The sequence below is a fragment of the Morganella morganii H1r genome (genome assembly GCF_000633515.1).
Taxonomy (GTDB): domain Bacteria; phylum Pseudomonadota; class Gammaproteobacteria; order Enterobacterales; family Enterobacteriaceae; genus Morganella; species Morganella morganii_B.
In genome coordinates, this window is record NZ_AYMP01000023.1 from 206,665 (window position 1) to 219,181 (window position 12,517).

The 12,517-nt window shown below is 49.4% G+C and carries 9 protein-coding genes; 2 read left to right on the plus strand and 7 right to left on the minus strand.

What is annotated here, in order from left to right; all coding sequences use genetic code 11:
- Positions 1-152: 152 nt before the first annotated feature.
- The 6 genes from U868_RS0114315 to U868_RS0114345 form a co-directional block, all read right to left on the minus strand.
- Positions 153-701, minus strand: coding sequence for a GNAT family N-acetyltransferase (locus tag U868_RS0114315; protein WP_240182722.1), 549 nt, complete (start codon positions 699-701; stop codon positions 153-155).
- Positions 673-2,328: a Na/Pi cotransporter family protein gene (locus tag U868_RS0114320; protein WP_025153886.1), complete on the minus strand. Its 1,656-nt coding sequence runs from the start codon at positions 2,326-2,328 to the stop codon at positions 673-675. Before U868_RS0114320 ends, U868_RS0114315 begins: the two co-directional genes overlap by 29 nt.
- A gap of 328 nt (positions 2,329-2,656) precedes the next feature.
- Positions 2,657-4,093: an alkaline phosphatase gene (gene phoA, locus U868_RS0114330; RefSeq protein WP_025153887.1), complete on the minus strand. Its 1,437-nt coding sequence runs from the start codon at positions 4,091-4,093 to the stop codon at positions 2,657-2,659.
- An 83-nt stretch (positions 4,094-4,176) separates the two neighbouring features.
- Complete coding sequence (locus U868_RS0114335) at positions 4,177-5,757, minus strand: alpha/beta hydrolase-fold protein (RefSeq protein ID WP_025153888.1); 1,581 nt, start codon at positions 5,755-5,757, stop codon at positions 4,177-4,179.
- A 79-nt stretch (positions 5,758-5,836) separates the two neighbouring features.
- Complete coding sequence (locus tag U868_RS0114340) at positions 5,837-6,463, minus strand: ATP-binding cassette domain-containing protein (RefSeq protein WP_025153889.1); 627 nt, start codon at positions 6,461-6,463, stop codon at positions 5,837-5,839.
- Between the two features lie 41 nt (positions 6,464-6,504).
- The gene (locus U868_RS0114345) at positions 6,505-7,401 is read right to left on the minus strand and encodes a LysR family transcriptional regulator (RefSeq protein ID WP_025153890.1); all 897 of its coding nucleotides are present in this window, start codon (positions 7,399-7,401) and stop codon (positions 6,505-6,507) included.
- A gap of 109 nt (positions 7,402-7,510) precedes the next feature.
- Between U868_RS0114345 and U868_RS0114350 the strand changes: the two genes are divergently transcribed.
- Positions 7,511-7,957: a PACE efflux transporter gene (locus tag U868_RS0114350; RefSeq protein ID WP_025153891.1), complete on the plus strand. Its 447-nt coding sequence runs from the start codon at positions 7,511-7,513 to the stop codon at positions 7,955-7,957.
- A 60-nt stretch (positions 7,958-8,017) separates the two neighbouring features.
- Here U868_RS0114350 and U868_RS0114355 read toward each other — a convergent pair whose 3' ends face one another.
- Positions 8,018-10,063, minus strand: coding sequence for an autotransporter outer membrane beta-barrel domain-containing protein (locus tag U868_RS0114355; protein ID WP_162817238.1), 2,046 nt, complete (start codon positions 10,061-10,063; stop codon positions 8,018-8,020).
- A 273-nt stretch (positions 10,064-10,336) separates the two neighbouring features.
- Here U868_RS0114355 and U868_RS0114360 point away from each other — a divergent pair, with 273 nt between their 5' ends.
- Positions 10,337-12,217, plus strand: coding sequence for a glycoside hydrolase family 3 protein (locus U868_RS0114360; RefSeq protein WP_025153893.1), 1,881 nt, complete (start codon positions 10,337-10,339; stop codon positions 12,215-12,217).
- Positions 12,218-12,517: the final 300 nt, after the last annotated feature.

Here is a 12,517-nt window from a genome sequence, read left to right on the forward strand (position 1 = left end):
GAGAATCATTCCTGTTATCATAAATAATCTGCCGCCTGTTGCAACCGCTTTTTCGCATAAAATGCAAAAAAGGCGCATGATTATATACCTGAAAATCATACACCTATAATTAATGCGTCTATAAATTGAACGGATATTAATGTGTTAAATGATCAGTTCCGGAAAAGAAACACAAAATGAATATCTTCCGGTTCAAGGGCAAACAGTGCCGGGTCCGGCTTTGCGATCAGTTCACATCCCAGATGCTGATAAAAATGCACGGTATTTTCTGACGGGATGGAGGAAACATAAAATCCCTTTGCACCCATCGCTTTTGCCGCCGTTTCACAGCAGGCAAAGAGCTGACGGCCGATCCCTCTGCCACGGTACGCCTTGCTGATATGCAGGAAGGAGAGCTGGCGCAGCGCCGTTTCATCTTCCTCAAATGCCACCGGACGCGGATCAACACTGGCGGCTGCCGCCAGCATCTCTCCGTCAAACACCCCGAAGAATGGCGCGCCGCGATCAAAACTGTCCAGCAGGATCGGCGTGTAATGCTCCGCCTCGCCCTCCGGCCAGTCACGCATATCAAAGCGCTGCGCGGAGAGTACCAGCTCCCCGTGCTGATGCAGGTACAGGTGTTCAATCAGTTCGGTCCGGTCGATTGACCAGACCTGCGGTATTTCCTGCCGTTCAAGCTGTCTCGTGAGAAGTGTCATCATTTGTTGTCTCTGTTTTTATCTCTGCGACACCTTCTAACACATGATAAGCCACAGAGCAAAACAGAGAGTTCAGACGCTTCATATCCCCCAGCAGCCCGATATGTAACCGGCTGCTGCCGATGCTCTGAAGATTATTGACATGCAGCCGCTCAACATGAGCAAAAGAGTAACGCTGATTCAGCAGACGGAAACGGTGTTTTGCCCGGCGCAGACGCCGTGCATTATCCACATCGCCGGACACAAACACTGACATCGCCAGATTGAGGTTATTCTGCAACCGCGACATCATGGTGGTCAGTTCACCGTAGCCGTCTTTCGAGAAGATACGCTGCGGATCGGCTGTCTGGTTCGCCACATCATGGGACATCCGCCCGATAATCAGGGAAGACTGCTGAAGCGACATCGCGGTATCAATCACCTCCGCCCAGCGCCGGGAATCGCTTTCCCCCAGTTCGGTTTGCTGTAACTGTGCCAGATAGAGCTTGATACTGCTGTGCAGCAGCTCCGCTTCTTCTTCCAGGTGCCCGATCAGCCGTTTCTGCTCACCTTTACCCGCGAGCTGGCTGTCAAAACGCTGAAGCATCTGCTCAATCACATCCCCCAGCCGCAGGGTTTCCCGTACCGCATTAGCCAGCGCAAGAGACGGGGTATCCAGCGCGCTCTGATCCAGATAACGGGGGGCAGCGCTGCCCTCTTCCGCCTCCGGTTCGGCGATCAGCCGCTGACACAGCCGCGCCATCGGTTTTACCAGCGCCAGCATCAGCACACAGCGGACCAGGTTGTAGACCACATGGAAATAAATAACGACTTCCGCCGCCGGCAGATTGTACTGGCCGATCCAGAGCGCCAGCGGTTTCACCCACGGCAGCACCAGCACACAGCCAATCAGCTTAAACAGCATACTGCCGAGCACCACCTGACGCGCAACCGCATTCTGACCACGGCTGCTCAGCATGGCCAGGAACCCGCTGCCGAGATTGGAGCCGATGACGATCGCCAGACTGATATGCAGCGGCACCAGACCGGTGGCACTCAGGGTAGCCGTCAGAAGCACCGCCGCCAGGCTGGAGTAACTGATCATGGCAAACAGCGCCCCCACCAGCAGCGCCAGCACTGCATCCCCGCTCAGTGACGTGAAAATAGCCTGAACCGCAGATGCCTGTGTAATCGGCTCTGCGGAGGACACTATCAGCTGAAGTGCCAGAATAATCAGACCCAGCCCGATACCAACCCGCCCGAGCTGCCCTGTCCGGCTCTTTTTCTGACTGAGAAACGTAGTGACCCCCGCCAGGATCAGCAGTGGTGAGAGCCAGGAGAGATTAAACGTCAGCACCCGTGCCATCAGCGCCGTCCCGACATCCGCCCCCAGCATAATCACCAGGGCGGGCGGCAGTGCTATCATGCCCTGCGCCACAAACGAGATCACCAGCAATGCGGTGGCATTACTGCTCTGCACCAGCGCAGTTACCCCCAGACCGGCGAGAAATGCCCGTGAGGTTTTCCGGATGCTTTTTCCGAGAAGACGCCGCAAATCCGCGCCGAAGACACGCATAATTCCGGTCCGGACAATGTGTGTTCCCCAGACCAGCAGTGCAACTGATGAAAGAAGATGGAGTAATGTCAGCATAAGGGTCCCGTTAAAACGATCAGATCAACGGTATATCACACAGGCACTGTGCCGCAATGTGATAATGGTAATAAACACCGCCGCCATCAGAAGAAAAAAATCGCATAAAACACACAGTTTTACGGAATACAGGATATCTGTCCCGGAGCCGGGACATCGGATAAGTATACCTTATGGTAAATATATTTCAAAAATCATCATGTTACAAAAAATAATAAAAAACCGCCGGCACAGAGTACCGGCGGCAGCCACTGCTGAAATCAGCAAAATGATGCAATCAACATGAAGAAAAGCACTTCAGAACAGTGTGAATATCAGGTACCGCAGATTACTTCAGTTCCATCGCGTCCCGCATGGTGAAGAACAAATCGGTCTGATCCGTCAGACCCACCACATTCGCCGCCCCCGGACCGTATGCCGCCACACGCAGCTGAGCACCGGTATGCTCCTGCGAATCTGATTCCGAGTTACCGTAGTTAACTGCCATCACGCTGCCGTCTTTGGTCAGCAGTGCCTGAGTCAGCCCCGGTGAGACCACATCCGCTTCAATAATCTGGCTGGAATGAGCATGGTCAGCGGTCACAATCACCAGCGTATCACCGTGTGTTTTCGCGTATTCCATACCGATCTGCACAGCTTCATCCAGCGCAACAGTTTCGCCGATCTGGCCGCAGGCGTTTGCCGCGTGATCCTGTTTATCAATAGAGGCACTTTCCACCTGTAAGAAGAAGCCGTTTTCATGATCTTTAAGCAGATCAATGGCTTTTTCAGTCATCTGAGCCAGTGTCGGGGCATTCGGATCCAGTTTTGAACTTGGTTTACACTCCACGACAGGTTTATCGAGGTTGCCACGATAGGAGGCTTTCGGGCCTTCCCACGCCACTTCCATATTGCCGTCACTGAATAATCCGAGCACCGGTTTATCCTGATTTGCCGCTTTCACATCCGCCAGCGATTTGGCATCTTTCACAACCAGATAACCGCGTGCCGCTGCCTGCTCTTCCAGGGTTTTCCCTGCATAGTCCCCGGCTTTGGCTGTCTGGCGGAAACTCTTCGCGCCGCCGCCGAGCGTGACATCGGCACGGGCATTCAGCAACTGCTCACTGATGGAACCCGGCCCGCCGTTTTCCAGTGCATCGGCGCTGCAGCGCTCTGCGGTTTCTTCCGGGCCGTAGCATTTACGCTGGCTGATATGTGAGATCAGGGCTGCCGGTGTGGCATCCTGAATTTCAGATGTGGTGACATTCCCGGTCGCTTTGCCGTTTTTCTTTGCCAGCTCGAGAATGGTGGTGTGCGGTTTGCCGGTAACATCAATACCCAGCGCGCCATTATAGGTTTTCACTCCGGAAGCCCAGGCCGTCGCAGAGGCAGCGGAGTCAGTAACATAATTCGGTTTCTGTGTTTTTTTATCGAGTGCATACGTGGTGTACTGACCAGTCAGCGGCAGGGCATCAATCCCTTTAAACACGCCGCCCGCGCCTTCTGCATAGTTACGCGCCACGGTAATTTCGGAATCACCCATCCCGTCGCCGATAAACAAAATCACATTTTTTGCTTTGGTCTGACCGATAGCCGCTTTCAGCGCCTCAGTCTGATCGGATGACAAACGGCGCGCACCGCCGAACTCCGTGATATTGCCTTTGGCGGCGCGATCCTGTGCCAGAATCGCATCTGCATTCCCCGCAGCAACTGCCGGTAATGCAGAGCCCGTCAGCAGTGCCAGAACGGCTGCTGCAACCCGTGTTTTCATCGTCGCATGAAGCATGAGCAGAATCCTTGTCATTAATAAAACGTAGTCAGTTATCAACGCAGGACAGCCTAATCTGCTCTTATGACATCAGCGTGACACTATTGTGACCTCTTTATGTCAGTCAGGTGCACCAGTCCGGAATGCAGGGTTTCGCACCATGAGACATAGTCATGTCCGCCCGGACGCTCCTCACGGCTGACGTCATAACCTTTTTCCTGTAAAACCTGATGAAGCGCCCGGTTGTTATACAAAATCCCGCCGGCACCGGCACGGGTTTCAAACACACCGGCCTCAAGAAAAAACCGCAGCGGAAGTTTGTGAGTACCTGCAAACTCGCGAATCAGCCATTCCGGCGGCTCTCCCTCCGGTGACCACCAGTAAGAACCGGACATACTCAGCACATTGCCAAAACGGTGAGGTAATTTCATCGCATTCCAGGAAGACGCAAGACCACCATAACTGCTGCCGGAAACAATGGTCCGCGCTGCAGGGATATTAATACCCTGCTGTGCCAGCCACGGCATCAGCTCTTTATCCAGAAACTGCGGGAACAGCTCATTCGGCGGCAGTTCTTTGCCGCGCTGCTCACTGCTGATACTGTCCACCATCACGACATACAGCGGCGGGATTTCCCTGCGTTTCACCCACTGATCAATAAATGTGACGATATGATAGTTTTTGCGGTATATCTGCCCGTCAAACAGCACCAGCAACCAGGGATCAGCACCCGGCTCCGGCGGGGTATACACTGCCATTTCCCGCTGGTTATTCAGGATATCGCTGTGCAGCTGATGCAGTGCCACCGTACCAAAAACCGGTTGTTGTCCGGGCGTCCGGAAATCACACACTCTGTTGTTATCTAACGCGATAATGGAATGGCGGTTGAATTCATCCGCGCCGTCTGCACCCGCACTCAGCGGGTTACGCGGATCTGCCTGTGCAGTGCTCAGCAGCGCTTTGCGGCGGGCACCTTCAACGGAACGGTCAAGCTGCGGAATATCCGGGGCGATTTTATACTGGCTGACAGTCTCTGCGGGAACAATGTAGGAGCGATACCAGATATCGGTATCATTCAGTCTGGCCATCGGGTCATGCTGTCCGGAAGGCGCGCCAAGTATGTAAGCATTCACTTTCGCACCTCGCCAGAGGAAAGTGATCCGTTTGTGATGCTCGTCATACTCCTCAACCAGCGGAGTTTCTGTCACCGCCTGCCAGAAAGCCGAGGTATCTCCCCCGCTAACCAGCGTTATCAGCTGCTGCAGGCGAACACTGTCCACCGGCAGAGAGATGTTTTCAACCAGCGGCTGATACGGATAGTTAGTAAGCGCCAACTTCCATTCAGAGCCGGGTACACCCTGTGAGGTCAGTGTCCAGGTGTCATCAAACGGTAATGTGAATGTCACAGATTGCATTTCTGTGACAGGATTGTCGGTAAGCAGCGCCCGGCGGGGTGTCATCTGACTGTCATAGAGTGACAAATCACGGATATTCTCACTTTCCGCGATCACAACCTGTTTTTCAGACAGCGGCAACTGTACACAAGCCTGTCCGTTGTGATCAAACGTACCGGTAATCATCATCGTCCGTTTCTCATCCGGGGCTGAGAGCGACTGGCAGGAAGCAGAGGCCTGCGCAGAAAATGCAGAGAATGCCGCGCAGCAGAGCAGAGTTTTTTTCACGTCGCTGATCCTTCAAAATCAGTAATAATTATCATTATTATTTATCAGCTTCGTATTTTTATGCCACAGGACGGAAAAGTCAAACCGCCACATCAGACAGCAGGCTATCCTCCGGCTCCCCGGCAACCCATACCGATGTGCAGACCTTGTCCAGCAGCGCCTTATTGTGGCTGAACACCACCAGCCCGAGCGGCCGTTTCTCTGATTCTTCAATCAGCACCTGCCAGATTTGCGCCTGAATATGTGCATCCAGCTGCGCGGTCACTTCATCGGCGATCAGGAAACGGGTGCGCGGATCTAACGCCCGCAGCAGCGCGATTCTCGCCAGTTCCCCGCCGGACAATTCATCCGGACGGCGTTCCAGCCAGTGAGGCTCAATGCTGAGCTTTTCCAGCCATTCCGCATCCGGTTTCCAGGCATCATATAACCCTGCACCGGTCGTACGGTACGGATTAAAACACTTCTCAGGATGCTGCGGCACCAGTTGTACCGGACAATAGCCGGTTTTCGGTACCGGCTTGCCGTCGAGCAGCAGTTCCCCGGCATGCGGCTGCTGCCACTGTGCCAGGATCCGCCCCAGCGTTGTTTTCCCGAACCCGCTGGGTGCGGAGATCCCCAGACGCTCACCGGCATTCAGCCGGAAAGAAAGGCCGTCCCACAATGTTCTTCCGCCCTGAATAACCTGTAAATCGCGGATTTCAAACATACGCTTTTCCTCTCTGCTGATTTATCCCGTTATCATAACAACTAATTTCCCGCAGACACACGGCTTTCCGTCAGCAGCCCGATACACTCCTGCGCGCCACGTTTAAGCACATCCCCTTTCCGGCTGACAATATGCACCGGCAGCACCAGACCGTTGCGGGTATTGCGGAATGACAGCACCTTCAGTGTCCCGGACGCCACTTCCGCCCGGATCATCGATTCCGGCAGATTCCCCCAGCCGATACCCGCTTTAACCAGTCCCAGCGCCATCGAAAAATTATCGGTCTGCCAGGTTTTTGTCGCCACCTGAGAACGGACATCACTGAGAGAATGGTGATGGCTGGCAATCACAACTTGTTTTATCTGTACCAAATCCTCAATATAAACAGATTGTTGCTGCGAAAGTGAAGGATGTGTGGCTGAAATAGTCGCCACCAGGGATTCATAGCCGATACAGTGAAACTGCTCACGCGGATCCACATGCAGCCCGCCGAACACCAGCGCCAGCTGGATCCGCCCCTGATGCAGCAAGGGCAGGATATCATCCTGCGGTGCGGACAAAATCTCCGTTTTCAGCAACGGATAACGCTGATTAATGATCTGCAGTGCAGCAAACAGGCACGCCGGGTTCACATCCGTTGCCACACCGACAGCCAGTGTACTCTCCACACCCTGTGTCAGTTCACGGGTAAACACATTCAGCTGATGAATTTTATCGGTTATCTCTCTGGCATACGGTGCCAGCGCCAGGGCTCTTTCTGTCGGTACCGGCGCTCTGCCAGAACGTTCAAACAGTGCAAACCCCAGCTCCGCTTCCAGATTACTGACCGCCATACTGACCGCTGACGGCACCCGGTGCAGTGCCCTTGCGGCAGCTGAAAATGAGCCTTTCTCCAGCACGGTCAGAAAAAGCTGTAAATTATCACTGTTAAACGGCATTCCCCCTCCTTCCTGTCAGAAAATCTGATAGTAGCTGACTTTTATTATCATCTCTATTGATTTACCTTTCCAGCCTTCTCTATTTCAGCGATACACTCAGGATACAAATATGCAGGGTTTAAAACGAAAACTGGTCTTTATCACCACTTATGAGATTATCGGCTGGATCATCTCATCCTTAGGACTGGCGTTACTTTCCGGTAATTCAGCCGGGGTGACCGGACCGCTGGCACTGGTGATCACCACCATCGCCGTCAGCTGGAACTTTATCTTTAATACGCTGTTCGAGTTCTGGGAATCCCGGCAGGTGTCCCGCATCCGGACATTCCGCCGCAGACTGGTGCATGCCGTTCTGTTTCAGCTGACACTGGTGGTTTTCCTTATCCCGCTGATTGCATGGTGGTTATCGGTCAGCTTAATACAGGCTTTTCTGCTGGATTTTGCCCTGATTATTTTTATCCCGATTTACACATTTTTCTTTAACTGGGCATTTGACAAACTTTTCGGGGTGCCGGTTTCCGCATTACCCCGGGAAGAGACCGCCACACATCAGTAACGATATTAAAAAAGCCATACCGGAGAAACGGTATGGCTGTTTATCTGATAAAAATAAACATCAGAAACTGACTTTCAATCCGATATAAGCACTGACCGGTGATTCATTTTTATCACCATGCCGATAACCCAGGCTGCCGGTTATCCGGGTATCCGGTGTCAGTTCAATCGTTGCCCCCATCTGATATTTACCGGTAGTGGTTTCATTTACGGCGGAAAAATCTTTTTTATTCAGTGTCACTTTATTATTTTTCACAAACTCATGTGAAACACCAATATTCACAAAAGGACTGATTTTAATATCATCAATGTGTGTATCCATACTGAGGCGTGACCCCAATTCCCCTCTCACACTGTCACTGTTATGTTCATGAATATCCATTCCGTTCGATAACTGATATTTTGCCTCACTGAAACGGCTGTAATCTATCCGTCCGTATGGCGTCAGACTGATTTCCGGTGTAATGTGCAGTTTTTTTCCGGCTTCCGCACTGACGGTCAGCGCATTTTGCTTAAATGAACCGTCAACTGCTCCGCCACCACTGCTTTGAGTATTAACACGATTTTTAAAATGTGACCCTTTCAGCATGCCGGCGGTATACCAATCCTGATATTGCCAGTGGGTATATCCGCCGATAGCGAAACTGTCGGTATTTCCCTGTCCCGGTGTATAATCAAATGTCGATCGGGTTTTGCCTGCGCTGGTAAATAAACCGAATGCAATATCCCCGTAACGCGCTTTATTGACCTTGTCGTAACCGATTTCCAGAATATTCAGGTGATTTCTGAACGCACGGCTTTCACTGTCACTGAACTTTGCATTGTCATAGCGGTAATTTGCCCATACACCGTATTTTTTATCTGACAAACTGTCTGTAATATGGCGTCGCGACGGCCCGGACATGTTCTCACTGCGCAGTATCTGACGATTCACTGATGCCATCGACAATCCGGCCAGCGCACTATTAGATAATACCTCCCGCAATTCAGGCGTACTGGTATCATTAGTAACATTTTTTCCGGTTTTCGCATCAATTTCCTGAACATACTCATCGTTTTTATCAATATCCGGTTCGCCCTGAACTTCTCCGCCGGGATCAATATCCGGGTACGGAATATGGTCTGCTTTTGTCGCTAAATACCAGGTTGATTTCCCGTTACTCTTTATACCTTTAATCAGCCGGTATTTATAAATCCCCAGATCAACCACACCATTCCTTCCGGCTAATTTAAAACTCGCATTACCTTTATTAATTTCAATCAGCTCAACAGTCTCATCCGGATCAGCTATATCCTTTCCGGTATCATAAACATTGACTTTAAATTTCCCTGTTGCTTTATTAGTTACCACTAATTTATCACTGACATCATCAGCAATCTGAGAATGGAATGAAAACGTTCCCTCTCCGCTGAGATCCTTTACCACTAACTGATTAAACGTTGCATTTTTCTTATCCAGAGATGGTTTAAGGTAAACTGAGCCGTGATCCAAATGAAGTTTATTAATCTCTGAAACCTGAAAATAACTATCAGGATCAACATCGATATCCCGCCCTTCCCATCTCAATGGTGAGTTATCGTTTGTTATTACTGTAGATATATCCTGAATATAGAGAGTACCGGCAAGATTCATCTGCTCTATAAATGTATTTTTGCCTGAACCATAATACGGATTATTATCCAGAATGACTGATGCTTTACGTTCAACATTTAATGCACTGCGACTTTCACCGCCGATATGAAAACGCAGAACCCCTAAATCCCTGACAGATGTATTACTGACAACACCTTTTTCATGAACATTAACAATTCCCTGACCAATGATCTGCGTATCTGTCGCTTTTCCGCCGCTGTACACATCAACCTGACCATCACGGCGTGCCGGACTGTATATGTCTGAACGACTTTCACTATTCAGTTCAGAAGCCGTTCTCGGGGCACCCACTTTAGCTTTATCCAGGATACCGCCATCATCCACATCAACACTGCCGCTATCAAAAATCCAGCTGTTGATTGACTTTCCGCCCTGACCAATCGTCTGCCTCCCGTCATCAGCAGTCCCCGGCTTAATGCCAACCTGATTATCAATAACGGTCTTATTCGTCACGTCCTTTTCATATTGATAGGTTATCGCCGCCGAAGCAGTCATTGAATTCACTAAAAGTACACCGCAGATTGTATTTGCCAATACTGTCTTTTGCATCATTTTTTGATTTCCTTATTCATCCGTTATATCCTGCTGACAAACAGAAATTAGAACAAAAATTCGCCGGATAGCGCTATCAGGATAAAAGGAATTATTAGCAGTCTGATAATTCAGAAAATAAAAATAAACGGCAATAATAAATAATTGAAATAACATCATGAAAAGGATGTCATTATGAAAAAATCAATCCTGTTATTTACAATACTATTTAGTTTCAGAGGAATTGCTGCTCCCCTGACACCGCAGGAGTTAAATATATTGATAAAAAATCCTGATCAGGCAGCTGAAGAAATTGTTGCATCAATGAGCAGGACAGAAAAAATCGGTCAACTGATGATGCTTGATTTTCGCTACCGGGATATGTTCCGGAGTCCTGTCTCTATCCCTGTCATTAATATAAATAACGATATCAAAGATATTATCTGTCATTACCGGTTAGGCGGCGTTGTATTATTCAGGGAAAATTTAATTGATACTCCGCAAACAGTAAAATTGATCAATGATATTCAATCATCCCGTTATCGTCTTCCGTTATTTATCAGCACCGACCAGGAAGGCGGATATGTCACCCGGCTGCGGGTCGGCACAGAAATGCCGGGAAATATGGCTCTGGGTGCTGCCCGTGATCCGGAATCAGCAAGATTAACCGGTGAAATTCACGGCAGTGAGTTATCCGCACTGGGATTTAACATGAATTTTGGCCCGGTCGTGGACATCAATAATAATCAAAATAACCCCGTTATTGGTGTACGGGCTTATTCTGACAGAAAAGAGCTGACAGAAATCCTGTCAGCCGCCTATATCCGTGGTATTCATCAGTACGGGCTAATCTCTGCTCTGAAACATTTTCCCGGCCACGGCAATGTCTCCGCAGATTCCCATGTCGCTCTTCCGGTTGTCACATCAGATGAAAAAAGCTGGCGGCAGACAGAATTACCGCCATTTATCTATGCACTGCAACATGGTGCAGATGCAGTTATGACTGCACATATTATTGTACCGGCGCTGGATGACACAAAAATTAAAACCCGTGACGGTTCAGAAGCGGGTACACCCGCCACATTATCCAAACCTATCCTGACCGGGATATTACGCAATGAACTTCACTTTCAGGGGCTGATAATTACGGATGCCATGGATATGAAAGCCATCACTGATAACTTTGAGCTCAATTTTGCCGTTGAGCACGCTCTGTCCGCAGGCGCAGATATTATCCTGATGCCGGTAAAAATGTGGGATGAAGACGCGGTTAAGCGCCTTGATAATTTATACCGCTACCTGGATGAACAGGCACAAAAAAAACCGGAACTGCAGCAACGTATTGATGAATCAGCAAAACGGGTAGTTCTGATCAAGCTGAATAAAGCCCTCAGCGGGGCACCTGCGGATCCGGTAAAAGCACAAGGAATTGTTGCATCAGCAGAACATAAAAATCAGGAAAATAAGATTTCAGAACAGGCTGTTACCATTATAAAAAATGACGGTATACTGCCTTATCAACTGAAACCGGATAATAAAATTCTGGTGATTTCTGATGAATATCCCCGTAATCAGTTAATTAAAAAACATCTGAATGATATTGCACAGGAAACAGAAACCCGTATTCATGTCACTACACAAAAAATAAAAACAGATAAGAAAACACTCTCTGAAAAGAGAGTAAGCACTATGATCAACGGGCAGGATGTTATTTTACTGGTGACCTACAACCTGCGGAGTCGCGATACAAATGCACAAATTATCATCGACTCCGCCAATAATGCGGACATTCCTGTAGTCGTGATATCGTCACGGGATCCATACGATATTGCGCGTCTGGGCAATGTAAAAGCCAATATTGCCATCTATGGTATTACCGGGTTTGATATCACAAATGGTCAGCGTAATGCATTAGAAACCAATATCCGGAGCGGGCTGAGAACATTGTTTTCCGGTAAAAATACCCGTCCGCTTAATTATCCCGGCGGACGTTTACCCGTGGATATTAAAGATCCGGAAAGTGGTATTATTTTATATCCTTATGGCACAGGGGAAACCTATGATAAGCAGGATTAAAAAGATACCGGCTGAATTCCCTCTGTAACCGGCAGCATTGAAATAAAAAGCAAAAAATGAATTTATCCCGTACTGCTGTAATACCGGATATCGCCGGTCTGAGCATCAGTTTTTCTGCTATACAGTGGCGGAAGATTCATTATGATTTATTCAGGTTCGGAGTATCATACGCATTTAACGATGAGAATTGCCGGTTGTTAATTCATTATCCGAAAAATGAGCACAGACTGTGCTTTTTTCTTTTGCCCAAACGCAAAAAAGCCACCCAAAGGGTGGCTTTTTCACTTAATAATAACCTGG

Coding starts and splice junctions, on each gene's coding strand:
- phoA (WP_025153887.1), bottom strand. CDS start 4,093: ATGCTTCATGCGACGATGAAAACACGGGTTGCAGCAGCCGTTCTGGCA.
- U868_RS0114345 (WP_025153890.1), bottom strand. CDS start 7,401: ATGCCGTTTAACAGTGATAATTTACAGCTTTTTCTGACCGTGCTGGAG.
- U868_RS0114360 (WP_025153893.1), top strand. CDS start 10,337: ATGAAAAAATCAATCCTGTTATTTACAATACTATTTAGTTTCAGAGGA.
- U868_RS0114350 (WP_025153891.1), top strand. CDS start 7,511: ATGCAGGGTTTAAAACGAAAACTGGTCTTTATCACCACTTATGAGATT.
- U868_RS0114320 (WP_025153886.1), bottom strand. CDS start 2,328: ATGCTGACATTACTCCATCTTCTTTCATCAGTTGCACTGCTGGTCTGG.
- U868_RS0114340 (WP_025153889.1), bottom strand. CDS start 6,463: ATGTTTGAAATCCGCGATTTACAGGTTATTCAGGGCGGAAGAACATTG.
- U868_RS0114315 (WP_240182722.1), bottom strand. CDS start 701: ATGATGACACTTCTCACGAGACAGCTTGAACGGCAGGAAATACCGCAG.